Source organism: Planktothrix pseudagardhii (genome assembly GCF_904830925.1).
GTDB classification, from domain to species: Bacteria; Cyanobacteriota; Cyanobacteriia; order Cyanobacteriales; family Microcoleaceae; genus Planktothrix; species Planktothrix tepida.
Genome location: NZ_LR882967.1, coordinates 3,669,574 through 3,696,560, shown reverse-complemented (window position 1 = coordinate 3,696,560; position 26,987 = coordinate 3,669,574). Strand labels below are relative to the sequence as shown.

Annotated in this window: 24 protein-coding genes; 13 read left to right on the top strand and 11 right to left on the bottom strand. The window is 38.3% G+C overall.

Annotation, left to right across the window (positions count from 1 at the left end; genetic code table 11):
* Nucleotides 1-15 precede the first annotated feature (15 nt).
* Complete coding sequence (locus tag NMK36_RS15645) at nt 16-2,748, top strand: PAS domain-containing protein (RefSeq protein WP_254174122.1); 2,733 nt, start codon at nt 16-18, stop codon at nt 2,746-2,748.
* Nucleotides 2,749-2,980: 232 nt separating this feature from the next.
* Here the strand turns inward: NMK36_RS15645 and NMK36_RS15640 are convergent, their stop codons facing one another.
* The gene (locus NMK36_RS15640; RefSeq protein WP_254174121.1) at nt 2,981-3,715 is read right to left on the bottom strand and encodes a 4'-phosphopantetheinyl transferase family protein; all 735 of its coding nucleotides are present in this window, start codon (nt 3,713-3,715) and stop codon (nt 2,981-2,983) included.
* Entirely contained in the window at nt 3,708-6,077 is a 2,370-nt protein-coding gene (locus tag NMK36_RS15635) for a response regulator (RefSeq protein ID WP_254174120.1), read from the bottom strand. Before NMK36_RS15635 ends, NMK36_RS15640 begins: the two co-directional genes overlap by 8 nt.
* A gap of 340 nt (nt 6,078-6,417) precedes the next feature.
* On the opposite strand from NMK36_RS15635, the gene NMK36_RS15630 reads away from it, so the two are divergent.
* Nucleotides 6,418-6,795, top strand: coding sequence for a hypothetical protein (locus NMK36_RS15630; RefSeq protein ID WP_083580006.1), 378 nt, complete (start codon nt 6,418-6,420; stop codon nt 6,793-6,795).
* A gap of 169 nt (nt 6,796-6,964) precedes the next feature.
* Nucleotides 6,965-7,330 (top strand): hypothetical protein, encoded by a 366-nt coding sequence (locus NMK36_RS15625; RefSeq protein WP_254174119.1) that lies wholly within the window; start codon nt 6,965-6,967, stop codon nt 7,328-7,330.
* Between the two features lie 75 nt (nt 7,331-7,405).
* Here NMK36_RS15625 and NMK36_RS15620 read toward each other — a convergent pair whose 3' ends face one another.
* Nucleotides 7,406-8,164 carry a CorA family divalent cation transporter gene (locus NMK36_RS15620; protein WP_072719461.1) on the bottom strand — a complete coding sequence of 253 codons (759 nt, stop codon included), beginning with the start codon at nt 8,162-8,164 and terminating at the stop codon, nt 7,406-7,408.
* A 184-nt stretch (nt 8,165-8,348) separates the two neighbouring features.
* Nucleotides 8,349-8,870: a hypothetical protein gene (locus NMK36_RS15615; RefSeq protein ID WP_072719320.1), complete on the bottom strand. Its 522-nt coding sequence runs from the start codon at nt 8,868-8,870 to the stop codon at nt 8,349-8,351.
* Between the two features lie 372 nt (nt 8,871-9,242).
* On the opposite strand from NMK36_RS15615, the gene NMK36_RS15610 reads away from it, so the two are divergent.
* Nucleotides 9,243-9,500, top strand: coding sequence for a hypothetical protein (locus NMK36_RS15610; protein WP_072719321.1), 258 nt, complete (start codon nt 9,243-9,245; stop codon nt 9,498-9,500).
* Nucleotides 9,501-9,728: 228 nt separating this feature from the next.
* On the opposite strand, the gene gatB is transcribed toward NMK36_RS15610, so the two are convergent.
* Nucleotides 9,729-11,213, bottom strand: a complete 1,485-nt coding sequence (gene gatB, locus NMK36_RS15605) for an Asp-tRNA(Asn)/Glu-tRNA(Gln) amidotransferase subunit GatB (RefSeq protein ID WP_072719322.1) — start codon at nt 11,211-11,213, stop codon at nt 9,729-9,731.
* Between the two features lie 164 nt (nt 11,214-11,377).
* Here gatB and egtD point away from each other — a divergent pair, with 164 nt between their 5' ends.
* A complete protein-coding gene (gene egtD, locus NMK36_RS15600) occupies nt 11,378-12,400 on the top strand; it encodes an L-histidine N(alpha)-methyltransferase (protein ID WP_072719323.1) in 1,023 nt (340 codons plus the stop codon).
* 92 nt (nt 12,401-12,492) lie between these two features.
* Here egtD and NMK36_RS15595 read toward each other — a convergent pair whose 3' ends face one another.
* The 3 genes from NMK36_RS15595 to NMK36_RS15585 all read right to left on the bottom strand — a co-directional run bounded on the left by NMK36_RS15595 (nt 12,493) and on the right by NMK36_RS15585 (nt 15,418).
* Nucleotides 12,493-13,803, bottom strand: coding sequence for an LCP family protein (locus NMK36_RS15595; RefSeq protein ID WP_193868669.1), 1,311 nt, complete (start codon nt 13,801-13,803; stop codon nt 12,493-12,495).
* A gap of 127 nt (nt 13,804-13,930) precedes the next feature.
* Nucleotides 13,931-14,614 carry a HEAT repeat domain-containing protein gene (locus tag NMK36_RS15590; RefSeq protein ID WP_254174118.1) on the bottom strand — a complete coding sequence of 228 codons (684 nt, stop codon included), beginning with the start codon at nt 14,612-14,614 and terminating at the stop codon, nt 13,931-13,933.
* 153 nt (nt 14,615-14,767) lie between these two features.
* A complete protein-coding gene (locus NMK36_RS15585) occupies nt 14,768-15,418 on the bottom strand; it encodes a methyltransferase domain-containing protein (RefSeq protein ID WP_254174117.1) in 651 nt (216 codons plus the stop codon).
* Between the two features lie 131 nt (nt 15,419-15,549).
* On the opposite strand from NMK36_RS15585, the gene NMK36_RS29010 reads away from it, so the two are divergent.
* Nucleotides 15,550-16,800, top strand: coding sequence for a CBS domain-containing protein (locus NMK36_RS29010; RefSeq protein WP_367997189.1), 1,251 nt, complete (start codon nt 15,550-15,552; stop codon nt 16,798-16,800).
* The gene (locus tag NMK36_RS29005; protein ID WP_367997215.1) at nt 16,775-17,959 is read left to right on the top strand and encodes a GAF domain-containing sensor histidine kinase; all 1,185 of its coding nucleotides are present in this window, start codon (nt 16,775-16,777) and stop codon (nt 17,957-17,959) included. Before NMK36_RS29010 ends, NMK36_RS29005 begins: the two co-directional genes overlap by 26 nt.
* A 39-nt stretch (nt 17,960-17,998) precedes the next feature.
* Here NMK36_RS29005 and NMK36_RS15575 read toward each other — a convergent pair whose 3' ends face one another.
* Nucleotides 17,999-18,766 carry a class I SAM-dependent methyltransferase gene (locus tag NMK36_RS15575; protein WP_254174116.1) on the bottom strand — a complete coding sequence of 256 codons (768 nt, stop codon included), beginning with the start codon at nt 18,764-18,766 and terminating at the stop codon, nt 17,999-18,001.
* A 523-nt stretch (nt 18,767-19,289) separates the two neighbouring features.
* On the opposite strand from NMK36_RS15575, the gene NMK36_RS15570 reads away from it, so the two are divergent.
* The 4 genes from NMK36_RS15570 (at nt 19,290) to NMK36_RS15555 (ending at nt 23,089) form a co-directional block, all read left to right on the top strand.
* Nucleotides 19,290-19,691 carry a 6-pyruvoyl trahydropterin synthase family protein gene (locus tag NMK36_RS15570; protein ID WP_072719328.1) on the top strand — a complete coding sequence of 134 codons (402 nt, stop codon included), beginning with the start codon at nt 19,290-19,292 and terminating at the stop codon, nt 19,689-19,691.
* A 79-nt stretch (nt 19,692-19,770) separates the two neighbouring features.
* Nucleotides 19,771-20,499 (top strand): HAD family hydrolase, encoded by a 729-nt coding sequence (locus NMK36_RS15565; protein WP_072719463.1) that lies wholly within the window; start codon nt 19,771-19,773, stop codon nt 20,497-20,499.
* A gap of 52 nt (nt 20,500-20,551) precedes the next feature.
* Nucleotides 20,552-21,559 (top strand): S66 peptidase family protein, encoded by a 1,008-nt coding sequence (locus NMK36_RS15560; protein ID WP_254174115.1) that lies wholly within the window; start codon nt 20,552-20,554, stop codon nt 21,557-21,559.
* Nucleotides 21,560-22,042: 483 nt separating this feature from the next.
* Nucleotides 22,043-23,089 carry a hypothetical protein gene (locus tag NMK36_RS15555; protein ID WP_254174114.1) on the top strand — a complete coding sequence of 349 codons (1,047 nt, stop codon included), beginning with the start codon at nt 22,043-22,045 and terminating at the stop codon, nt 23,087-23,089.
* 61 nt (nt 23,090-23,150) lie between these two features.
* On the opposite strand, the gene NMK36_RS15550 is transcribed toward NMK36_RS15555, so the two are convergent.
* Nucleotides 23,151-24,539 (bottom strand): hypothetical protein, encoded by a 1,389-nt coding sequence (locus NMK36_RS15550; RefSeq protein WP_254174113.1) that lies wholly within the window; start codon nt 24,537-24,539, stop codon nt 23,151-23,153.
* 122 nt (nt 24,540-24,661) lie between these two features.
* Nucleotides 24,662-25,504, bottom strand: a complete 843-nt coding sequence (gene pheA / locus NMK36_RS15545; RefSeq protein ID WP_072719332.1) for a prephenate dehydratase — start codon at nt 25,502-25,504, stop codon at nt 24,662-24,664.
* A gap of 327 nt (nt 25,505-25,831) precedes the next feature.
* On the opposite strand from pheA, the gene NMK36_RS15540 reads away from it, so the two are divergent.
* Nucleotides 25,832-26,419 (top strand): DUF1997 domain-containing protein, encoded by a 588-nt coding sequence (locus NMK36_RS15540; RefSeq protein ID WP_254174112.1) that lies wholly within the window; start codon nt 25,832-25,834, stop codon nt 26,417-26,419.
* A 177-nt stretch (nt 26,420-26,596) separates the two neighbouring features.
* Nucleotides 26,597-26,809, top strand: coding sequence for a hypothetical protein (locus NMK36_RS15535; RefSeq protein WP_072719334.1), 213 nt, complete (start codon nt 26,597-26,599; stop codon nt 26,807-26,809).
* Nucleotides 26,810-26,987: the final 178 nt, after the last annotated feature.

Below are 26,987 nucleotides of genomic sequence, written 5' to 3'. Positions count from 1 at the left end.
ATTTTTTAAACCGTCATGAACTTGACCTGGATAATTTCACAAAAACTGGTTGCAATGGCTTCATGGATGCCTCATGGTTCCTGCTACCTTTGGCAATCTCAATTAATGGGGCTTCATCTTGTTTCAGATTTGTTGATTGCGTTGGCTTATTTTTCCATCCCAATTTCATTAATTTATTTTGTTCGCCAGCGTCAAGATTTACCCTACCCTCAAGTTTTTATCCTATTTAGTGCCTTTATTTTTGCCTGTGGACTCAACCATTTAATGGCGATTTTTACCCTTTGGTATCCTCTATATTGGTTATCAGGAGGATTGAAGGCAATCACGGCTTTAATTTCAATTTTTACATCTTGTACAATTATTCCTTTAGTTCCCAAATTATTACAACTTCGCACGCCTAAAGAGCTTGAAGCCATCAACCAAGCGTTAACAACAACCCAACAGCGTTATCAATCTTTAATGCAAGCTTGTCCAGTGGGTTTGTTTGAAACGGATGTAACGGGACACTGTTTATATGTGAATGAATATGGATGTCGAATTACGGGACAGCAACCTTCAGATGCGTTAAATAGAGGTTGGGTTGATAGCATTTATGTTGATGATCGAGAACGGTTAATTCAAGAATGGTCAAATGCGATTCAAAATCAACGCCCTTTTTCTTCAGAATATCGTTTAAACTCATTAGATCAAAGTGGGGTTTGGGTCTTAGGTCAAGCGGTTCCGATCAAAGATCCGTTCGGGAAGGTAACGGGATATATTGGTACACTGACTGATATTAATGATCGCAAAAAAGTAGAGGAAGCACTAGAACAATCCCAACAAATGTTAAAGTTAATTATGAATACGATCCCGCAACGGATTTTTTGGAAAGATCGAAATTCAGTTTATCAAGGGTGCAATTTACAGGTCGCTTTAGATGCGGGGTTTAATTCTCCTCAAGACTTAATTGGAAAAACGGATTATGATTTACCTTGGACTTTAGCTGAAGTTGAATATTATCGAAAAATTGATCAAGAAGTCATGGCAGCTAATGCCCCCCGTTATCGGATTATCGAAACTTTATTGAATGCCAATGGCGAACAATGTTGGATAGAAACTAATAAAATTCCTCTGCATGATCCAGAGGGTAATGTGGTGGGAATTTTAGGAACTTATGAAGATATTACAGAACGAAAAGTTGCGGAAGAATTATTAGCACAATCGGAAGTTCGGTTCCGACAATTGGCTCAACAGGAAAAATTAATTAATCATTTAGCTAACCAAATTCGTAATTCTTTAGATTTGAAAACAATTTTAGAAACAACCGTTTTGCAAGTTTGGGAGTTAATGAAGGTTGATCGCTGCTATTTTTGTTGGTATCGCCGGGAAGAAATGAATTTTAATTCCGTTTACTCTAATCCGTCTAAACCCTATTTTACTCCGGCTTATTGGGAAATTGTAACGGAAGCTAAAGATCCGGCTTTTGCCCATATTGTTGGTCGCTATTCTTTAGAAGAAGTTGGGGTTTGGTCACAGCAATATTTAGATTTAAACATAGGACGAATTAATCATGTTGTTAATCTTCCTGATTCTCAAGAAAAATCCTGTTTACTTCAGTTTGGATTTGTGTCTGTTCTGTCTCTTCCTATTCAAACCCAAATGGGAGAAATTGGGGTTTTAGTCTGTGCTAATCATCAGGAACCTCGATGCTGGACTGATTCTGAAGTGGAATTATTACAGGCTGTAACGGCGCAAGTGGCGATCGCAATTAATCAAGCCCAACTCTATAACCAAACCCGTGAAGCGGCGACGTTAGCAAAAGCTCAAACCTTAGAATTAGAAACAACGTTAAAGAAATTACAACAAACTCAAGCCCATTTAATTCAAACGGAAAAGATGTCTTCTTTAGGTCAGTTGGTGGCGGGTGTGGCCCATGAAATCAATAATCCGATTAATTTTATTTACGGAAATGTGGATTATGCCACCCAATACATGGAGGATTTATTAAGTTTAATTGAACTTTATCAACAGCATCATTCTGAACCTGTTCCTGCTATTCAAGAGGTGACGGAAACGGTTGATTTAGATTTTTTAAAACGGGATTTACCCAAACTCTTAAGTTCGATGAAAGCAGGGGCGAGTCGCATTCAACAAATTGTTTTATCCTTACGCAATTTTTCTCGTTTAGATGAATCTTCTGTGAAAAAGGTGAATTTGCATGAAGGTTTAGAAAATACATTATTAATTCTCCAAAATCGCTTATCAGAAGCAGGGGGAAAAGAAATGATTCAGGTGATAAAAAATTATGGTGATTTACCCTTAGTTGAATGTTATGCAGGTCAAATTAATCAAGTTTTTATGAATTTACTAACGAATGCGATTGATGCGGTTCATGAGCGCAGACTAGAACGGGATGAGGCTCTTTTTTCTCAATCTTCTCAGGAGGAGATCCCTTGTAATTCCTTAAATTCTTGGCAACCTAGGATTACTATTACCACTGAAATCCTTCAAAATGAACAGGTTATTATCCGTATTATTGATAATGGGATGGGAATGACGGAAGCGGTTCAAAATAAATTATTTGATCCCTTCTTTACAACAAAACCTGTCGGGAAAGGGACGGGTTTAGGATTAGCTATTAGCTATCAAATTGTTGTGGAAAGACATCACGGTCAATTAAAGTGTTCGTCTCAAGTTAGAGAAGGCTCAGAGTTTATGATTGAGATTCCGATTCAACAATACAAAAATTTTACGCTTGATCAAAATTAATTCCTTTATAGGGAACAGGGAACAGGGAGTTACGAATTACGAATTACGAATTACGAATGGGGAATAGGGAATAGGGAATAGGGAATAGGGAATAGGGAACAGAGATAATACTTCTGGCTGTTTTATGTTAGTTGTAAATGATTAAAACCTAATTTTTGATTGCTATATCTCCTTGTAATATTAACATAGCTCAAATCAATTGTAATCAACCTTTTGCTATCATATGATTAAGTCATTCTTCATCTATCCACTGCCAAAATTTAAACTGATAATTTATTCCCTCAATGGCTAAAGTTGCTCTATAGTTTTCTGCGGTTTGAATTGTTTTTAATGTCCAATTTTTGGCAATTTCTGAATTTTGGGAAATCTTTAAAATTTGTAAGACTGAACTTAAAGGCGTTTTAATTTCAATATCTTGTAACCCCACTAAGCCTTCTCCTGTTGATTTTAGATAAGCTTCTTTGCACGTCCAGAGTTGAAAAAATGCAGCATCTTGTTCTTCTAACCGTAAAGAATTTAACCATTGATATTCGGAATCACAAAAAAAGCGTTTTGCTAAAGAGAGGATTTCAATTTTACGAATATATTCAATATCTACACCGATATTTTTTTCTAAGGCGATCGCATAAATAGCTTTTCCATAAGAATGAGATAAATTAAAATGTAGCGGTAAGGGATTTTGATCTAAACAGGGTTTTCCTTTGAAACTATACTTAAATTTAATCTCTTCTGGCGACAAAGTTAAATACTGACTTAAAATCATTCTTAGGGTTCCCCGTGCGATGATAAAGGCCTGTTGATCTTTTTCAAATTTAAAGCGTTCAGCCCGTTTTTTTTCATCAGCAGAAAGAATAGTTTGGTAAAATTGCAGAGATGAAAGCGATCGCTTCAGGTTTGTTTGCCAAACATGAATACTCTGAGAAGATAACTGAAAATTTGATGAAGTTGCCAATAAATGACTATCCATTACGATGATGAACCTGTTGATATAATTGTTGTAATGTTTGTCCCTGGGTAGGAAATTCTGTAATTTTTACCTCACAAACGACCTGAAACCGTTGTCCTTCCAAAGTAGTAAACACCTGCTGTCGAAGAGAAATCAAGACATCAGATAGGTGTTCCTGAGCTTCTGCTTGAGTTAACCCCGGCATTCCCACCACAAATTCCCCATTTCCCCAATATCCAATCGTTTCAACTCCAACCGTAGTCATTCCTTGAAATAAACGCCCCCACCGTTGCAAAACTTGATAGCTAATCAAATGCCCATATTCAAGATTAATGTTATGCAGTTGACTAAAAGTTAATACTCCCAAAGAAAACGGTTGTTCTAATTGTTGACACTTCTGGATTTGTTGTTCTAATTCTTGGCTAGACTGGAGATAATTTGCTAACCCTGTAATCGGATCTTTTGTAGATAATGTTTGTAATAATCGAGTCCGTTCTAAACGGTTAGTAATGCGAGTTAATAGTTCTGGCCCCATGACGGGTTTGCTGACATAATCATCCGCACCCGCCGCAAATACCTGTTGAATGGTTTTACTATCACAATGAGCCGTGAGAAACACAATGGGTAATCCTTGCCAATGGGGATCAGCCCGAACGGTTTGGCAAAGTTCGATCCCACTAACCGGGGACATTTCCACATCTAAAATTAATAAATCCGGTGAGACAGATTTCAAAACCTCCCAAAACCGCAGGGGGTCGCTGAGTCCCGTCATTCTTATCCTCCAAGGCTCTAAAACGGGACGCAAGGTGGCTAAAAATAAGGGGTCGTCATCGACAACCAAAACATTGACTTTGGAGTGCGGAGAGGCTTGTAAGAGTTGGCTGGTGGCTTCCCAAATTTGGGTTGGGGTCACAGGTTTAATGAAGATTCTGCGACCCCCTGCACGAGCTACTGTGACTCGATCCATTAAACCTTCTGTGGAGGTTAGGACTAAGACGGGAATGGGAGGAGTGCGTTTGGCTAAATCTATAATGAGTTGGGATCGGTCTTCGGTTTTAATATCAGGATAGTCATTGAAAACAACAACCTCTGGAGTATTGAGGTTTAACCAAGTTTTTGCTTCTGCTAAGGTGGGGATTTGTTGCCAAGCTAACCCCATAGAATCTGCTAAAGATTGCAGAGCTTTTCCGAATTCGGGATCGGAATCAATTAATAACAGGCGAGGGGAAATCTCGGAAACTGAATATTCAGGTAAGGAACTCACATTGGGGGAAAGATTTATTTCCAAATTTGGGGGGGTTGAGGTCGGGAAAGGCAGAGGAGATTGATCGGTTTCAGACATTGAGTGAGGAAGTAACTGTTCTAATTCGTGAATATAGGATTGTAACAGTTGGATTTGCTCAAAGGTTAGGGCCTGATCTCCTTCTAAATTCTGTTCAATTTTTTTAGCAATTTCTGTCCCTTGTTCTAGGTCAAACATGGCTAGAACTCCGGCTAATTTATGGGCGGCTTGTTCGGCGGCGTTACGCAGGGAAGGAAGCAGAGTGTTTGTGGTTAAGGCGATCGCTAAATGTTGTAAAATCGCTAACCGTTCTATTAATAAATCTTGATATTGATTCCAGAGTTTTTCTTTAGCTTGGTTAAACTGTTGTTCTAGGGAAATTTCGATTGTGGGCTGAGGAGAATCAGCAGAAACAGAGGGCGTTGTTTGGAGTTTTGCACTGAGACGATAACCCAACCCATAAACATTTTCAATCCACTCCGCCGCACCAACGGCTTTTAATTTTTGTCTCAGTCCTTTAATATGAGCTTTAACGCTTTCTTCTTGGGGTGGATCATCAAAACTCCACAAATATTCAATCAGTTCAGCCCGACTAAAAACCCGTGCGGGGTTTCGCATTAATAATTCTAATAAACTATATTCTTTGGGGGTCAAGGTAATGGGTTGATGGGCATAATGAACTTGACAAGTTACCGGATTTAGTTGTAAATTTCCAATTTCTAAGATGGAAGAATGGGAAACTTCACCTCGTCGTAATAATGCCCGAACTCTCGCTTGAAATTCGGCAATATCAATCGGTTTAATCAAATAATCATCAGCACCCGCATCTAAACCTCGGATGCGCTCGCTTGTTCCGTCTTTAGCGGTTATTAATAAAATCGGGATGGTACTGCCTTGATAACGTAATTTTTGACACAGCGTAATACCGTCTAATTTAGGTAATCCTACATCAATGACAATTAAGTTATAAGTGGTACTTTGAGCATATTCCCACCCCATTTGACCATCTTCAGCTTGATCGACAATATAACGCTGGTTGGTTAAAGATTGTACCAACATTGATGCAAAAATTGGATCATCTTCGATCAACAAAATTTTCATGGTGAGTTTAATCTTTCCCTTGAAATGCGATACCTTCCCGACTTTTTCCCGATCCTACCTTAACTTTAGATTTGAGAATTCCTTCTGACTCCAACTCAAACGGTTTTTCTCGGTTTATTCTCCAGTGTAACGTACCTGTAGATAGGCGTTATCTTGGGTTCTACATTGAGAAGAAGCAAGGAAATTAATTCCTCACTTCTTCTCGATTTATATCTTATCTTAACGGGATCTTCCTCTAGTCTCCAATTATTCTCTCTTGATTTTGATAAATTGCCGATCATTAAACCTTGACTAGACTGGAATTTCCCAGTTTTGAACAGATGCTGAGGTGCAATTAGAAATGTTCCAGATTCCTTTACCCTCAACCTTACCCATCAGTCGATTATTTACAGCCTTCTTAGTTCTTCCCCTCGTGATGTTTCATAGTCAGCGCGCGATCGCTGATAAGTCGGATTTTGTGATTGCCAATAACAGTAGTAAAATGGTAACAGAACTCTATCTGTCTGATTCGAGCCTTGATAATTGGGAATACGACATTTTGCAAACCGATGTGTTACCAACAGGGCAAAGTGTTCAAGTTTTATTCTCTGATCCAAACTCGGCTCGGTGTTTTTACGATATTCGTGCTGTATTTGCTGATGGGCAAATCTTGGAAGACTACCAGATTAATGTTTGTAGGAATAATCTTTACACCTTTGTTGATCCTACTCAAACCTGAGATTAATTGTTTTAGATTTGAGTCATTAATGTTAACTCATTGTTTCAAAAATCCCTATGATTCATCACCTTTCTATTCCAGCTAAAAATCCCCGTCAAGTCGCTGAAGTTCTAGCCCAGATTTCTCAAGGAAAATTTGCTCCTTTTCCCCCCACCCCGGTAGTTATTTTGTGTTAATGTTAGATGAATATGGAACCGCCATTGAGGTCTATCCCTTCGGCACAGAATTAACACCGGGAACCGGATATCAAGATGTTCTATTTACCCATAATGCTTGGGGTTCTAACTATAGTGCAACCCATCTGGCTCTTTCTGTTCCCATTACTCAAGAGGAAATTGAAGCTATTGCAGCAGAAAACGAATGGCGAGCGGTTCGCTGTAATCGAGAAAATGCGTTTGATGTGATAGAATTTTGGGTAGAAAATCAATTTTTAATTGAACTTTTACCTCCAGAATTTGCCCAGAAATATTTATCCTTTATGCAACCCCATCAAATTGAGCAATTTCTAGCGGCTGCTACTGTTTCGACACCTTGAATCAGTTATCAGTTATCAGTTATCAGTTATCAGTTATCAGTTATCAGTTCAGGAGTTAACAATACAATAGTATTGCTATTCTTTTAACCCTTGTTTTAAATCCATTGCTAATTTATTAAAGCTTAATTGGGAAAAGGTTCCTGTAAAAACCCATTGTCTAACAACTAACCCTAACCAAATTCCGGCTAAAAAAATCAGCCAAAACATTAGGGGAGATTGAAATTCCAAGCCGCTTTTTAAGTTCATCCCAAATACACAGGAAATAGCCGTAAGCGGAAAGAAAATTGCAGCTAAAGTATTGAGCCGATTTCCAGCTTTAGCAGCGGCTTCTGTTTCAGTTGCGATTTTAAAATCCAGGGCATTTTTTGTGTTAATATAAAGAATATCTAACGTGCGTTCAATTTCATAAGCCCAATCTCTTAAATCCAGAATATCTCGATCTTGAGGAATTGCTTCTCTGGCTGTTTGTAACGTGGCGTGTAAGTTTTCTGTCGCTAACTGTAGGGGGGTAATAGCCTCTAAAAGGTTAAAATAATCCTCTGCGGTTTTAGCAATATTATAAAATTGATTTAAGTCTTCTTCGGCTGAATGATACTCTTTCAAATGATTGGTTAATTGTTGAAACGCTACACCCCCTTTACTGCATTCCCAACGACCATCGGGTCTACGCCAAAATAATACCCCTTCTCGATGGCGCTCGCCCGGTTTGGGAACTTTATGTAATACTAATAACAGATTCTCATCGGCTATCATCGCCCGTTGTTTACCAAAACTTTTTTGACCAAAGCGATCGCGAAGTGTTGCGGGAAGATTCCAAGTTGAGGGTAATTTCATAAGAGAGGAGGGAACAGGGAACAGGGAACAGGGAACAGAAAAGAAGAGTTTACTTTTTAAGTTTGCTGTATTAGTTTTTGTCAATCACTGTATTTACAGAACTGCTTAATTTAAGGGTTATCTATTGACAGTTCAGGGTTAACAGCAAATTGTAAACTGTCAACAGATAATAGCCTCCTAAAACCTATTTTTTATCTTTTTTTCCGGGAGCATTTTCGGGTTTAGCTTCAGCATCAGAAGACTTTAAAGCTTCATCTAAAATCGCTCTGGCTTCTTCGGCTTTTGCTCTAGCTTCTCGATATCGCAGATTAGAAACCGCGAAATTTTTTAACACCTTAAACCCATCTTTTAATTCGGTTACTTCTTCTACTGTTACAGGTTGATCTGTAAACAAAATATCAATGGCTTCTCGTACTTTTAAGGCTTCTTCCCGTGAGTCCATTACTTTCAATTTCAACGAAGCCAAATTACTCAAAATCTGCACAGCTTCAGAAATGGCATCTTCTTCTTCAACGGGGGTATCATCGGGTTCTTTGACTTCGATAAACTGTTGAGGACTAAAGCCTTCATCTAATTCCGTTGGCAGTTTACCTGCATCCATCAATTCCATCAGTTTGTCCATCGCTTTCTCACGCGCTTGGGATGAATCTTTACCTCGGACGGTGAGAACGATTTCTGGACTTTGAGCAAGGGTGTAGCGAACCATATTGACACAGACTGCCTATGATAACTCTTGACTTCTATTGTAGCAAAGGTTCGGTTCAGATTAGGTTAAGCTTGTCTACAAATTGTGAATTAATATTTGCAAAAAGAACCCTTTGATGCTTAAAATATACAAGACAATAGGGAACAGGGAACAGGGAACAGGGAACAGGGAACAGGGAACAGCAAATAGAGAATAGGCAATAGGCACTCTTGCAATAGGCACTCTTGCAATAGACACTCTTGCAATAGGCAATAGGGAAATTTAGATTTTACGGTTTAGGGTTGATGATTAATCTGGGCTTTAAGCGTTAGGAGCGACTGATAAAGGTTTAAGATTAAATGAGTTAATCTAATTTTGAGTTGAGTTGGGACGATGAAAGAACAATTGATCAAATGGTTAAATCGAATTTTAGTGGCGGATGTCTTTTTAGTATTATTCAGTTTTTTTTGGCTAGTAATTGCGGTTTTAGGACATTCTTTTAAAGTAAATCTAGGCTTAGATTTATGGTACAAACTCTGGGAACCTGTGTTTACTCCCGCCATTGGAATTTTAATGGGCGGGGCGATTCTCAGTTGGGCTATTAGTAAAGTTAACCAATTATTTTTTAGCCCCAAATCTGATGAATTCTGAAGAATAGGTTGGGTTTAGCAATTGTGAAACCCAACCCTTTAAACAATTTCTGATTTCTTGAAGATTAAGGAATAATCAAGAAAATTCCCCAAGCGAGAAAAGACAAAATCAACAAAAAACTAACTCGCCAGTACAATCGCTCCCGTTCGTATTTTTGCATGGCTTAAAATCTCCTTAAAATCTAAGAAGAGTTGGGTTAAAGTTAATCACCCAACCTTCAGACGTTTCTTATTTTTTTAACTTTTCCCCTAAGAGTTGATTCGTGAGTTTAGGATCAGCTTTTCCTGACGTTTTCTTCATAATTTGACCCACAAAAAACCCTTGAAGTTTAGTTTTTCCCGCATGATATTGTTCGAGTTCTTTGGGATTTTCGGCTAAAACTTGATCGATAATTTCTTCTAAAGCTTTAGGATCGGATAATTGAATTAATCCTTTCGCTTCCACTAAAGCTTTAGGAGAACCTCCTTTTGCCAATAATTCCGGTAAAATATCTTTAGCAATTTTACCACTAATCGTTCCGGCTTCAATTAAGGCAATTAACTCCGCTAATTCTTGGGGTTTGAGGGCAATTTCAGTGATACTGCATTTTTCGTTTTTTAGATAGGCGGTAATATCCCCCATAATCCAGTTTACCGCTTGTTTAATATTAGCACCTGCGGCAATAGTTGCTTCAAAATATTCAGAAACCGGACGATCATCCGTTAAAACACGAGTATCATAGGGGGATAATCCTAATTCTGTTTCATAGCGATGACGTTTGGCGGCTGGGAGTTCAGGTAATTGCGATTGCCAAGTTTTTAATTGTTCAACAGACACTTCAATCGGGGGAAGATCGGGTTCAGGAAAATAGCGATAATCGCTTGATCCTTCCTTCGTTCTCATACTAATAGTTCGTTGACTTCCTTCTTCCCATAAGCGAGTTTCTTGAATAATTTTTTCTCCCGCTTCTATGGCTGCAATTTGCCGTTCTATTTCATGATCAATCGCCCGTTGAATGGCACTAAAAGAGTTCATATTTTTAATTTCAACTTTCGTTCCAAACTCTTTTTGACCCACGGGACGCACGGAAATATTCACATCACAGCGCAGGGAACCTTCCTGCATATTGCCATCACTCACGCCTAAATAACGCATAATTCGACGCAATTCTTGGGCGTATTCAGCCGCTTCTTGTCCAGAACGAATATCCGGTTCAGACACAATTTCAACTAAAGCAATTCCCGCCCGATTATAATCAACCATAGAATAGGTTGAACCGGAAAGGCGATCGCTTCCACCATGAACTAATTTCCCCGCATCTTCCTCCATGTGTAAGCGAGTAATGCCGATAATTTTGCGTCTTGAACTGCCATCTTCCTCAACAATTTCAATTTCTAATTGACCCTTTGCGGCAATCGGTAAATCATATTGAGAAATTTGATAATTTTTAGGCAAATCAGGATAAAAATATTGTTTGCGATCAAATTTACTGTAAGCAGCAATTTCACAATTAAGGGCTAACCCAGCTTTTACGGCATATTCTAAGACTTTTTCATTTAACACCGGGAGGACACCGGGTAATCCCATACAAATGGGATCAATATTCATATTGGGATCAGCCCCAAATTTCGTGGAAGAATTGGAGAAAATCTTAGTTTCCGTACTCAGTTGACAATGGGTTTCTAACCCAATAATCGCTTCATACTTCGTTGTAACAGGTGCAGTAGCGGTCATAGACATTCATCAGACTTTTGTTAACAGCTATTCCCTATTGTATATTTTTTTTGTTGCTCTGAGTCTGTCAGACGATGGATAATGGCTTAATTTTATCTAAAAATAGGTTTTAATCAACAAAACAGGGTAAAATCTTATTCTTAAGCTGAGTTTTATCTTTTATAATGCCAATTTCAAATTCTTCCTTCGTATCATCAGAGGAGTACATCCGAGTTAACCCTCGCTTAACAATTGAAACTTTTCGGGAAAAATGCCCGGTTACGGCTGGAGAGGACGTGATCAAAGGGCTAACTCAAACTCCCAAAACCTTACCGCCTAAATATTTTTATGATGATCAGGGATCATTATTGTTTGAGAAAATTTGTGAGTTACCTGAATATTATTTAACCCGCACAGAAACTAAAATTTTACAAGATTATGCCTCGGAAATTGCCCATTTAACAGGCCCTTGTGAAGTTGTAGAATTAGGAAGTGGGAGTTCTACAAAAACTCGAATTCTATTAGACGCTTATCAAGAGTTAGGTCATCCCTTACATTATTTACCCATTGATATTAGTGGGGGAATTTTAGAACAAAGTGCCTATTCTCTCCTGGAAGATTATCCCACGCTGCATATTCATGGGATTGTTAGTACCTATGAAACAGCCTTGAAGCATCTCAATTCTTCTCCTTTACCATCACGAATGATCGGTTTTATTGGGAGTACATTAGGCAATTTAAAACCCGAAGAATGCCATGTTTTTTTTGCCCATGTTGTTGAAGCGTTGCAGCCCGGAGATTATTTTTTATTAGGGGTAGATTTACATAAATCTAAGTCGATTTTAGAACCTGCTTATGATGATAGTCAAGGGGTGACGGCTGCTTTTAACTTAAATATGTTGCGACATTTAAACCGTTTGTTTGAAGGAAATTTTAAGATTGAGCAATTTGAACATTTAGCCTTTTACAATGACACGAAGCATCAAATTGAAATGCACTTAAAAAGTTTGCGATCGCAAATCGTTGAACTTAAAACCCTGAATTTAACCCTTGAATTTGCAGAAGGGGAAACGATTCATACGGAAATTTCTCGTAAATTTCAATTTGAACAAATTCAAGAGGAATTACAAACCCTAGGATTAGTTTCATTAAAGAATTGGACAGATGAAAATCAATATTTGGGTTTAATCTTGTATCAATTGCAATAGACAGTTATCAGTTATCAGTTGTCAGTTGTCAGTTGTCAGTTGTCAGTTATCAGTTAATAATTATTGACTAAAGTTTGAAAATAAGTTGCTGATCACTTGTTTTTTATCCAATCTTCGCCGACTCGAATGGTTAAATCTGAACCCAATTCTCCTGTGGCAGAGGCTTTAATTTCCCCTAAGCCAAGGGCTTTTTGCATCAATTTTGCCGCCCCTAAATCTCCGCCTTGAACAATAATTTGGGTTTGCAATTGTGGAGTTGATTCTATTGGGGCTAAATAAACTTGATTAAATCCTTGATTGGATAAAAAGTTAAGCATTTTTTCTGACCCAATCGGATGACCAGAGGCATTTTGAATCGCAATTTTTAAATCTTTGGATAAACTTTCATAAGCCGAAGGTTCATAGGAACTTTTTAAGGTGTATCCTGTTGAATCTAAACGGAAATATTGATACATCACTCGATCCCGTCCCTGTTCATCCAGGAACCAATAACTACTATTAGAATCTTCCTGAGAACTAGAACGACCGGGTAACATCACCATTTTAAAATTCTGGGGGTCAAGATTCAAACCAAAATTAACTAAGGTTAAAATTTCTTCAAAACTCAAATTAGTATCAATATATTTTTGCATAATCCGAATAATTTCAGGAACACGCGGTAAAACTGTCGGATCTTTGAGTCGAACTAAAATCGCTTCCATTAACGCTTGTTGACGCTGAACACGGCCTAAATCTCCATAACCATCACCCCGAAAGCGCACAAATTGATCGGCTTGTTCTCCATTAATGGTTTGCCAACCGGGTGCTAAATCAATTTTTAATTGCTGAGTTTTATCTTGATAGGACATCGGTTGAGGAATATAAACTTCTACTCCTCCTAAAAAATCCACTAATTCTCGAAATGCACCGCTACTTACACGAACATAACGGTTAACTTCAATTTTATTTAAAGTATTTTCAATTACCTGTTGCGCTAATTGAGCACCCCCCCAATAATTCGCCTCATTAATTTTTCCAGTTCCATAACCCGGAATTTCAACTTGAGTATCACGGGGAATAGATAATAAACTCACGGATTTATCTTGGGGTTCAAAACCCACTACTAACACCGTATCACTGCGACCTTTAAAAACATCAGGGGACGCTGAATCTTGATTATGATTACCATCAATTCCCAACACCAAAATATTAACCGAACGAGATAAATTATATTTAAACCGATGTCGCCATAGCCCATCTAAAATATTTAATTCGGGTTCATTAAAATCAAATTTTTCAGGAGCAAGTAAAGCTGTCATTGCTCCTAAAATAGCTGAAATACTAGCCAGCAATAAGACAATAAAACTAAAAAATATTAATTGGAGAATTTTAGGTTTTTGACGGTAAGGGAACGGAGAAGTCATAAGCTGATTTAAGGATAGCTTTTCAGGGAAATATAAAAACTGAAAATCTATCGTCTAATAGTCAGGTTCATTTGTCAAGATAGATTAAATCATCCTTTGTGTTCTCCATTCCCCTGTGATCAAATTCTTAAGATTTTAATCCGGCTTCTTGTAAGCGTTCTAGGGAAATTTTAGCAGCTTCAGCCACTTGAGGATGACTATCTTTGACTAAATAGTTCAACGCCGAAAGACTTTTGGGCGTCATCAAATGACCTAATGCTTCAGCTAATCGTTGCCGAACTAACCAATCTTCAGCTTGAGCAAAGCGCAGAATATGATCAACAGATTCAACATCTTTAATTTCTCCGATCGCCGCGATCGCCGCTTGATGTAAAATCACTTCATTACTATTTAATGCGGCTAATAAAACATCACGGGCGCGAATATCTTTCAGGTTGCCTAAAGAAACTGCCGCACTAAATCGAACCAGCCAATCTGTATCTTCATAAAAAGCTCTAACTAAAGGTTCAAATGCTCGAATATCTTCTAAATAACCCAAAGCCCCTGCGGCATCAGCCCTGACTCCATAATCGGGATCAGTTTCTAATAGATTCACCAACAGGGGATAGCATTCGGCTGTGGGTTTAATTCCCAGGGCAAAAACCGCCATTGACCGGACTTGTAAACTGGGATCATTAAGAACTTTTTTAATCAAAGGAACAGCATCTTCTGGGGGAACTCCCCGCAAAGAAACTAACGCCAATAAGCGATCGCGTAAGTTGTCGCTCTCTAACTGATTTGAAATATTTTCTAAGTTCAACGGTTGACTCATTCGTAAATCAGGTTCAATTTAATCTTTATTTATTATAATAAGGCAGACTAAAATTTGCAGAACACAAAGTCCCCTAAAGGTAACTGGATTCTGAATTCCTCTATCAAGGGGAGTTAGACAGATCAACTTTAGCCTAAAACCCCTAAATTTCTCTTATTTTTTTTTGACCCTAAACTGTCCCCAATGTTCTTCACCTTGACGCTTAGAGGTTGAGTTTGTCACGGGATGGAGATCAAGAATGTGAAATTTCTCTTGAAAATACTGTTGAATTTCCCCAGGTATGATCCCAAAGGGTGGCCCTCCGGGGCGGGAATGAGTAAAAAACAACCCCAATAATTGCCCATTGGGTTTAAGAATAGACTCAACTAACTGCACATAATTTCCTCGTTTTTCGGGCGAAATAGCACAAAAACAAGTATGTTCAATCACATAATCAAATTGTCCTGAAAACTCTTCCGATAATTCAAAAATATCCCGTTGTAAGAATGTTGCTGAGGTGGGTAAATCTTGTCCTGACCCTGTTAAAAGAGACGGTTGAGCTATCAATAATTGTTGCCATTTTAAGGCTTCTTCAATGGCAGAAGGCGCAAAATCAATCCCAACCACATCAAATCCATAACTAGCAAACAACAGAGCCTCATAACCCCGTCCACAGCCTAAAACCGCAGTTTTTCCCGGTGGTAGGGTGTGAGAAGATTGCAAAAAATCAATAAAGGGGGGTGCTGGTTCTCCTAAGTCCCATCCTGGGGTTCCCTGTTGATAGTGTTCTTCCCAAAAATTGGGTTCATTAACTGATAAAATCATAACTATTTATTGTGAAATTGTGTTAAACTCATTAGCGATGAGTCTCCGATAAATGCTGAGTGAGTTTGTGTTGACATTTCAAGATTAAAAACCTCGTGTCTTTTGCCACGAACTTTTTTTAGAGTATCACTATGGAATTTTATCAGTCTGTGCGGTATTCATCAGCCTTAGAACAAGCCATTGATCGAAATCCATTTATCGTTACGCCCGAAACTTCTTTAGCCGATGTGATCAAGGTATTGGGACTCTCTCAAAATCATTGTCTGTTAAACCCTAGCCATTCTTCAGTAGAAGATTCTAGGGCAAGTTGTGTGTTAGTGATTCATCAAGATCCAGAAGAATTTGTTCATGTTCTTCCTGATGAACACCCTCAATTTTCCTCTCTTTTAGGGATTGTAACAGAACGAGATATTGTTCAGTTAATTGCGGCGGGAATTTTAGATAATTTAAAGGAAGCACCGCTTCATAAAATTCGTGTCGCTGAAATTATGTCTCCGGTTACAGTTAGTTTAACTGAATCCGATGATCAAGATATTTTTACCGCTTTATCCTTATTTCGACAACATCAAATTCTCCATTTACCGGTTTTAGATAGTCGAGGGCAGTTAGTGGGAGTGATTACCCCAGAACGAATTCGTCGGGTTTTACAACCGTCTAATATTTTAAGATTGCGAAGAGTCGGAGATGAAATGTTAACCCAAGTTGTGACGGCTCCGGTAACAACATCTGTATTAAGTTTAGCTCAAATGATGGCGGCACATCAAGCCAGTTGTGTTGTCATTTTTCAATCGGGAACTCGAAAAAAATTAACTCCCGTTGGATTAGTTACAGAACAAGATATTGTGGAGGCACAATTTTTAGAATTAGATTTAACCTTAACACCTGCAACAACGGTAATGGGAACTTTATCCTTTTCTTTAAAACCCAATGATTCTTTATGGCTGGCTCATCAAGAAATGCAAAAGCAACAGGCACAATGGTTAGTCGTTTGTGGAGATGAAGGAGAATTATTAGGAATAATTACACAAGTTAGTTTATTAAGAATGCTTGATCCGACGGAAATGTATCGGGTTGTTAAACAATTACAGCAATCAATTAATCAACTGCAAACGGAAAAATTAGAACTGTTAAAAAGTCGCAATGCGGAACTGGAAAAACAAGTTCAAGAACGCACCTCTAAAATTCATGAACAGTTACAACGGGAAAGACTGTTAGCTAAAATTTCCATGAGAATTCATCAATCCTTAAATTTAGATGAAATTCTCAATGCAACAGTGGCGGAAGTTCGACAATTTTTACAAGCTGATCGGGTGTTTATTTATCATATTGAATCCGACCAAACCGGAAAATTAGTGGCTGAAATCCGTTGCTATTGGATGTAAATCCCTGGCTAATGATCAGCTTTTTAAAGAATCAGTTAAATGTTACTTAACGGTCTTTGAACATGATAATATTTATGCCGTTTCTGATATTCAAAAATCTTCCTTAAGTCCTGAAGAAATTAATCAATTAAATCAACAGGAAGTGACGGCTTATCTCGTGGTTCCTATTTTACAAGATGGGCAACTGTGGGGAATTATTACAGCCCATCAGTGTTCAGGTTCTCGCCATTGGCAACCCTCAGAAACCCTATTATTACAACAGCTTGCCACTCAATTAGCGATCGCCATTCAACAAGCTCAATTATATCAACAAGTTCAAGCGTTAAATACTGATTTAGAACGTCAAGTTCAAGATCGAACCGCCGAACTCCAGCAAAAAGTTCAAGAATTGCAACAGTTAAATATTCTCAAGGATGATTTTTTGAGTACCGTTTCTCATGAACTGCGGACTCCTTTAGCGAATATGAAAATGGCGATTCATATGTTAAAAATTGCCCCCAATTCTGAGCGAGGTCAAAAGTATTTGGAGATCCTAGGATCTGAATGTCTGCGAGAAACAAATTTAATTAATGATTTATTGGATTTACAACGGTTGGAATCCTCCTCTACCCCCATTGCTCTCGAAAGTTTAGATTTATTGGAATGGTTGCCCAATATTATAAATCCTTTTTATTCCCGCACTCAAGAACGCCAGCAGTTGCTCACTGTATCTTATTATCCCCATTTACAACCCATTAGAACAAATGCCAATAGTTTAGAGCGGATTTTGGCAGAACTGTTAAATAATGCCTGTAAATATAGTCCAAATGGGGGAGAAATTTTTCTAGAAATTCATTATCGTTCTTTATCAAATTGGTTGGAATTAATATCAACCCCTAAAACCAAACGCAAAGGTAAAAAACAAGATAAACCTCTCCCTTCTCCCTCAATTTCCGACTCCTTACAAATTGTCATTCGTAACCCAGCAGAAATTCCGGCTAAAGAACTTCCTCGCATTTTTGAGAAGTTTTATCGGGTTCCCAATGCAGACCCCTGGAAGCAAGGAGGAACCGGGTTAGGATTAGCATTAGTCCAAAAATTAGTTGAACAATTAGGCGGAACAATTCAAGTTGAAAGTGACCAAACTTTAACAACTTTTATCATTGAGTTTCCCTGTTAAGTTCAGTTCTTATTGAGCGAGTTGGGACAAGTTACACAATCATTTTTCAGCAATAACAAGCATCTCAAAATCTTCAGTTGTTAATCTGTCATGTCTGGAAAATGCCCCCAACTTAGCGCTATAAATATCTATGCTGCTGTAACCCAGAGATTTCAGGAGCCAGGTAATTTCACTCGGCACATAATACCTTTCATTACAGGCAAGAGATTTCTTGTTTCCCAGGTCATCTTCAAATTCCGTTATGTTATGATCCCGGAAGGTCATCAAGTCAAAACTATTGCTTTTGCAGGTAGAATTTCCGGCTTCTGTTGTTGATTCATAGAATTGCTCAACCGAATGATATAAGGGGAACAATCCATTTAAAGTTGTGAATATAAGTTTAGCATTCGTCTTTAATGATTGGGTGACATTTTTCAGGATTTCAAAGTTCATTTCATCAGTTTCCATGATGGAAAATCCTCCCTCGCAAAGCATGATCGCGGCATCAAATTCATGATTAAATAGCAAATTTCTGGCATCCTGCTGCTGAAAATCAATCATCAAATTTTCAATTTTTGCTTTATCCTTTGCCCTTTTAAGCTGAGATTCGGATAAATCAATTCCCGTAACAGAATATCCCCGCTTGGTCAGTTCAATTGTATGTCTTCCTGTCCCGCAACCTACGTCTAATATGTTTAAGGATTTATTAAATCCTAATTCTTTTTCTATGAAATCACATTCACCCATTGTCCCTTTTGTAAAATTCTCAGAATCATATTTTTCTCCGTAATTCTCGAACAGGGATTCGTACCATTGTTTTTGAGTCATATTATTTAAAATCTGATTGCTTTGGAGTCAATAAACCTTATAGCAGATTGGTTTTTAATTACAATCCCCTGAGAGGGGATAAGGTGAATGAAATCGCGGCTCAAGCTGCCTCAGAGTGTGGTATTCCTCGATTAATGTTAAGTCGTCCAGCTTGGAAAACAGTTTCACTCATGCAGGAAAAAGTAAACTAGCAAAAGACTCAGCCTAATTTCAATGTCAAGGTTCTGGCTAATCACCCTATACGGGATGTTATACAGAAAAATTCTGCCTAATGACCCAAATGGCGTGTTAGCCCGACATTATAGCACTACGCACAAGGAAAAAGTAAAAAGGATAAAGGAAAAGTTGCCTGCTTATGGTTTTTAGCGTTTAACAAAGTTAATTGATGTTGAGTATTCGGACTCAATTAGGGATCGTAAAGAGTGAACTTATCTGTTTAATTTATGTTTCAAAGTTCTTGAATGGATGGAAAGTTCACGGTGGCGTCAAAATAAGATCAGATGTTGAGTTGAAGCCCGTACCTATGCCGAAATGGAAATTAACAACAGAATTTACCTTTGATAGCGCCCATTATATTAAAGATTATGATGGCCCCTGTGGACGAATGCACGGTCATAGTTATCGTGTGCAAGTGGAAGCAACATCTAACCAACTCCATTCCTCGGAATATTGCCCCCATCCCGTGATGGTCGCAGATTTTAGAAGTTTACGATGGGCAAAAAAAGATGTTACCAAAGGAGGGTTAGATCATGGGGTGTTAAATGAAATTTTACCCCCGGAATATGAAACAACAGCCGAAATGATTGCCAAATATATTTATGATGTCACCAAAAAACGAGTCCCTGAAGGAGTCCGATTAAAAGTTAGGGTTTCAGAAACCTCTAATTCTTGGGTTGAGTATGAAGATGATGAATCAGAAAGTTAAAGGTTAATTCAACGGATGAGTGGTAGAATTAATTCAATCTAAATCTACCCCTTCCTCAACAGTTTTTTTTCTGATCATCATGAACTATTTAGCTTTAGCAACGGATTTTGATGGAACCTTAGCGACCGATGGAATGGTGGAGGAGTCTACTTTAAATGCTTTAGAACGGTGGCAACAGTCAGGGCGAAAGTTAATTCTGATTACGGGCAGACAACTCGATAATTTAATTGCTCATATTCCGGTTATTAATGTGTTTGATTGGGTGATTGCAGAAAATGGTGCTGTATTATATCAACCCCCTACAAAGCTCGAAAAATTATTGGCAGAACGCCCGTCTGAAGACTTTATAAGCCTCTTACGCGATCGCATTGACCAAAAACAACAATCTTTAAAAAATCAAGCGGTTCCAGAGGAATTTTCTCAGATTGCTCAAGCTCAATTATTTGAAGCGTTGGGGGTGGGTCGAGTGATTATTGCCACTTGGGAACCCTATTTAGAAATTACCCAGAAAACGATTCAAGAGTTAGGCGTTAATCTCCAAATTATTTGCAATAAAGGAGCAGTGATGGTATTACCCGAAGGCATTAATAAAGCCTTTGGATTAAACGCTCTTTCCCAATTAATCAACCTCCCTCTACAACAAATTGTAGGTGTTGGGGATGCAGAAAACGATTGTGACTTTTTAGAACAATGTGGTTATTCCGTAGCTGTTGCTAATGCCTTACCCCAAGTCAAAGAAAAAGTTAATTGGGTCACAAAAAACAGCCGAGGAGCAGGGGTAATAGAATTAATTAATCACCTTCTATAACTGATGATGCGGATACTTGATAACTGATAACTGACAACTGATAACTGATTACATGAATCGTCGTGATTTTTTAGCAGGATTAACCTTAACGGGAATTGCGACTCAGTTGCCCGTTTTAGCTCAGTCTGTATCTGTTCCTCGGTTACTCAAACCGTCCCGTTTAAACCCAGGAGATACAGTGGGGTTAGTAACTCCAGCCAGCCCCATTTTAAAAGAACATTTAAAATGGATTCAACTGCAATTAGGACAACAGGAATTAACCGTTAAAGTTGCCCCTCATGTGCTGAGTGAATACGGCTATTTGGCGGGAACCGATCAACAACGGGCGGCTGATATTAATCAAATGTTTGCTGACCCAATGGTTAAGGGAATTATTGCCACAGGAGGGGGTTGGGGAAGTAGTCGAATTTTATCGTTATTAGATTATGATTTAATTCGCCAATATCCTAAAATTTTTCTCGGTTATAGTGATATCACAGCCTTGCTATTAGGATTATATAGCCAAACGGGATTAGTTACCTTTCATGGATTATTAGGCACTTCATTATGGACTCCTTATTCAGTCAGTTGGTTACAAAAACTCTTATTTGATGCCCAAATTATTACCTTTCAAAATCCTGCCAATATTCGAGTTGAAACCCTTTATCCAGGTCAAGCCCAAGGACAGTTAATAGGAGGCAATTTATCTGTTTTATCAACTTTAGTCGGTTCAGACTATTTACCGAATTGGCAGGGCAAAATCTTATTTGTGGAAGATGTAGGTGAGGATATATACCGAATTGATCGAATGTTAACTCATTTAAAATTAGCTGGAATTTTAGATCAGATTTCAGGGTTTATTTTTAGCCAATGTACATCCTGCACTCCGGGGGAGGGAAATGAACCCTCTTTAACCTTATGGCAAGTTTTAACGAATTTAATTCAACCCTTAGAGATTCCCGCCTGGTATGGTTCGATGATCGGTCATATTCGAGATCAGTTTACGGTTCCTTTAGGAATAAAGGTAGAAATTGATACTACACAAGGCACAATTGCAATGTTAGAAAATGCTGTGATTTAAGAATAATATTCCTGTTTTAATGTATTCAGTTTTACTAAAATCAGGGGAACACAGACAATTCAGGAAACTGAGTGTCTGCGTTACTGCCGATGATCAAGGGAAATATATCACTCTGATATCGATTGTTGCCTCTTTTTTATTGTTTGTTCCCTCTTTTTTATTGTTTGTTCCCTCTTTTGGAGGAAAACCTTTACAATTCCTATAAAAAAACTACATTTATATTAAGTTTTGGTTAAAGTTTATTCATGCTATTATTGATTTTTGTATCCCAAACTACAAGTATTGTACTAAAAAGTTGACAGAGTTAAAAATTTCCAAAAAGTATAGAATGTCTTTAGAAAAATTGCCTAAAATTATCAATTAATTCGACTAGACTTGAAACAGACTGTAGAATTTTAGTAACGAACAGTTTTCTGAATTCTACTTTTGCTGATGTATTGCTAAATCCTCCACTGAACCTGACTACCAAGGACGCAAACTTTTATGATGTTCTCCCAATCTCCAGAACAACTCAACCCTCTATCTATATCTAATTCCGTAGATAGAACTGAAATGATATTGAGGGCTGTTCGATGGGCGCAGAAATATTATGCAAAAGCTGCTGCTCATAGCCATCGCAGTTCAACTCATCTTTTTTTAGACGATCAGGAAGTTGATGTTACTGAATTTGATGAGGATCGTTCTCGCATCGTGGCAGAGATCATGAAAAACTTGAGCCTTTTAGGAACATTAGCATGGAATAAAGTTGGAGCCATTTTAGGAATTGACTGGAATCGCTATCCGGTCAATAAACTAGAATTAAAACAGGCAGCTACCCTGATTCAAGATGTATCTAAACTGTATCATCAAGCCTTGGAAGTTTTTGCTCAATATGAATACCCCTTCCGCCTATCGGTATCCCTAGGGCGAGAGACGATCAAACTGCGTCGTAAATACTCTCAAGCAGAACCCTTGATGTTAGTTTTACTCCAATTGCAGTTTCATTATATGGGGCGAATGTTGTTGGAGTGGATGTCAATGAAAGAAAGAACAGTTTTCTTTCTCTACTTTAAAACGTTGGAGGATTATTTATATTCTCCGTTAGGGGAAGTGAATGATTTAGCCGCCCAACATCAACCAGATTCTCCCGCTTTAATTGCGGTTCAACAGTTACTTTCCATCTTCACAACCGTTGCTCATCATACTTATCATAAAGTGTATGATTTGAATCTAGGGTATCGCAGTATTAGCGGGGATCTGAAAAATCATCTCCTTCAATACTCTGCTACTCGCGATATTGAGTTATTCCAAATTTATTTATGCTGGTGCGTCTTACAGAATAGTTTATACCCAATCCAACAGGAATTATTTCCCATGTGTGTAATTTTATATCCTAGACTCCATATTAGTTGGAAGTTAATTCAGGATATGTTGAGTGAGCTATCCGAGGAATTAGAAAAACGTTTGCTTCCTCAAAATTTCGCCGTCTTTTGTCCCTATCTTCAGGTATTAGCAGAAATCTTTTCTGATCGAGTAGTGCAACCGATCTAATCCAAGAAACCAGGTTTCTCAGCCAGAGATAATAGCAAGAAACCCGGTTTCTGAGTAACCGTTAAGATTTCCCTGGCCCTAACTTATACCAATGTTGTACCGCTAACCAAATTCCTGATAATAATCCCGCTAGACTTAACGTTATCCCACTATAGGGAACTAATAAACCAAAAATCGGTAATATAGCCCCAGAAATGGTACAAATCATTGTCACCCAAGCGGCTTGACGGTTTTTTCCGAGTCCCCAAACTGCAAAAAGTAATAAGGGAGATATCAACATCCACGCCAGTTTCGCATCAATGAAGCGACTGCTATAGGTTAAAGTTAATAAACAGGCAAAAAACAAGCCTGCAATGATCATAATATCTCGCAAGGTTAAGGGTAAAGAGAGATACAGTAAAATAATCCACCATAAAAATATTCCTGGTGCTAATAATAATAATCGTGGGATCACGCCTGTATTCCGAACTGGGGAAGTTGCCGTAAAGACCCCTAATGGATTTTTAACAGAAATATTGCCTTCATAAACCCAAGAAAGTTGTCGATTTTCTCCTGCTTCTTTTGTAACAGTTGGGACTGCGCCTGCAAATTCAGCATTCGCAAACTGGGCTAAAACATTTAACTGAAAATTCGATAATAATTGATCCCCCGGTTGATAAACCCATCGGGGAGCGCCTTGAGCTTGATAGCTAACTTTAAAATTTGTGGTTTCTCCCGGTGCTAATTTAAACGGAAATCCATAATCTCCAGGGTTGACTTGAACTAAGGGTTTGCCATTTTGTTCAACTTGAAAATCCTGTAATAATAAATAACCATAGGGAGGCGGAACTTCAAAGAAAAATTCTGAGATGCCTTTGAGTTGATTTTTAACTTCATAGTTTCCCACGAAATCCACACTATAAATCCATTGTTTGGTATCGGGACTGGTCGTTTGATTGATTTTAACCTCAATTTTTGATCCCGCTAAGGTCATCCAACGAGATACAATACGGGTACTTTTAAGTTCAATGGTTTTACCCTCAACATATCGATAATCGGTGAAGGGTTCTTCAATGTCATAGCGAATGCGAGGTGCGGTTTGTTCTAAACGTTCTCCCGCAACGGTAGTGGCAATTTGAGTAATCTGTTGTTGTTCCCAATTATGATAACGATTGGCTAAGGTAGAACAGAGAAAAAATCCACTGGTGATCACCAGAACAATTAAAATAAAATGGGGTAACATTTGCAGCCATTTCACATATTGTTCTAAGGCGGTTCTCAGAAGAGGAACTGAAATCCCCTCCCCTCGTTTCTTGACTGACCAATTCATCAAAGATAAAATCACACCCATTGCTGTTAAAAAAATGGCAAAGTGGGTTAATCCTTTCATTATTCCTGATGCCAATTCAATTAATTCATTCGGATGGGTCAAATCAGGAATACTGGGAATGCTACTCAAAAAAATATCCATAGAACCTTAAAAACTCAGTAGGGTGTCAGTAGGGTGGCGGAGAACAGGGGGAAATTTTTTCTCCCCTCAACCTGGATTCTCACCCATCCTACAAGAGAAATTGACCCGTTTCCGAATCGAGATTAATTCAGGTTTAATAGGGTATAACTTCCAAAAATTTTGAGGGTTTCTGTGAAGGATCTTAATTCTGCTAAAGCGGATTGTACGGATTGCTCATGGCTATCCGCTTCTAAATCCATAAAAAATAGATAATCTCCTAGGGAACGCTTACTAGGACGGGATTCTATTCGGCTTAAATTAATACCTCGTTCCGCAAAAATAGTTAAGGGTTTAGCTAATGCACCCGGAACATTCGCCGGAACACTAAAGCCTAAAGACGTATATTTTCCCGGCCCTGAAGGTTGTAAACTGACGACCCAAAAACGGGTACAATTATCGGAATAATCGTTAATAGGATGGGCAAGAACGGGAAGTTGATATAATTCTGCTGCTCGTAAAGACGCGATCGCAGCGACATGAGTTTCATCCCTGACCAATTGTAAGGCTTCTGTTGTTGAATTTTTAGCAATTAATGGCACATCGGGGAGGGATTTTTCTAACCATCCTTGACACTGGGCTAAGGCTTGGGGATGGGAATAAACCACTTGAATTTGCTCAAAGTTTTGGGCTTGGGAAATCAACGCATGGGCGATGGGAAGAATTAACGCCTGTTGAATTTGTAGAGAACCAATTTGCCATAATGTATCCAGAGTCATACTCACACTGCCTTCAATGGAATTCTCCACCGGAACAACCCCAATTTGGGCATCTCCTTTGGCAACTGTCCATAGGGTTTGACTAATACTCGAACAGGGACATAACATCACCTCTTCCCCGGTATTTTGGGTCAGAGATTGGGCATAAGCTAAGGCTGCGGCTTCCGCATAAGTCCCCGATGGGCCAAGATGGGCAATGGAAACGGTCATAATTTCACTTCCGTAGATATAAATTAATCGCCAAGGATGGAATTAACCCCCAAGATAGAAATTGTTTTGAGGGTTCCTCCACTTCAGTTACATTTTGCTAGATTACGTTACAATTATTTACATTAATCTCATCAATGTTACCCTTATCATGAAAAGATTACGGATTTTAGGGATTTCACCGATTTCATGAGGTTTACCGATTTCATGGCTTTCGTGAATCATCAGCGACCCGGTTTGATCCTGACTTGCGATGGATGAAAATTGTTTGAAAATTTCTTAAATTTTATTAAGATAAATTTCAAAATTTGTAGACTTTAATAATTTTTTATGTATACCCACTTTCAAGCTTCTCAAACTGTTGAAATGGCTGTACCCAAGCCCAATTTGATTCACCATTATCTACGTCAACCGAAACGTTTGGTGAAGGCGTTAGTTGATCCGACTCGTTTGGATCACTTGGGAGAGGAGATTTACCGCTTAAAAATGCGTCCTTTGCAGTTCATGATGTTCAGTTTACAACCGACGGTAGACTTGAAAGTCTGGATACAGTCCGATGGAATTCTTAACTTAAAATCCGTTGGCTGTGAAATTCGAGGAATTGAGTATATTAATCAACGGTTTTCCCTGAATTTAGTCGGGAAACTCTATCCGGTTGAATTACAAGGAATTACCCATTTAAAAGGCCAAGCGGATTTAGAAGTAAAAGTTGAACTTCCTCCCCCTTTATGGTTAACGCCCCAACCTATTTTAGAAACAACCGGAAATGGATTATTAAAAAGCGTGCTGATGACGGTTAGGCACCGATTAGTTCATAATTTATTATCGGATTATTCCCATTGGTCTGAAGAACAATTAGGAGTTGGGGGACGCCAACCTCAGTCTAACAATGCGGTATCGAGTATGGAGTGGCTGTAGCGTTAAGTTGTGAGAGATCACATTCCTAAGATGATGTAGATCACAATTAACCTTTGTTCCTCATCACCCTATTGTTTCCGTAGAAATCAGTACAGTAAAGGTATCAGGATCACCCCAGGTTTTGTGGAAATCCCTGATACTAAATATTGTGATGGCTTTTACCAGGAGAATATTGCAATGACTTGTATTCGTGATGTTGTTCAAGAAGTGATGTCTACCGGCTATCTTAGCCTTCATACCGAAAACAAATTAAGACAAATGCTACAAACTACCCATTATGGTACAGATGATATTAATGCCTTTGCCAATTTGCAGTTAGCAGCAATGTCAGGGAAGGTTAAGCAGGAGTCGCGGGAATTATATCAATTGGCGATTATGCAACAGTTTTAAACTTAAACTTGCGGATAGGAAGCACCGAAGAACTCATTTTTAAACTTTTATTATTTTCCTGGAATATTATTATCATTTTTTTATTAAGATTAATTAATTTTTCTATATTTTTAAATTTATAGGTAATTATTTTTGATCATATAGCAATCCCAAATAGATTGTAATAATTTAAAAGAGA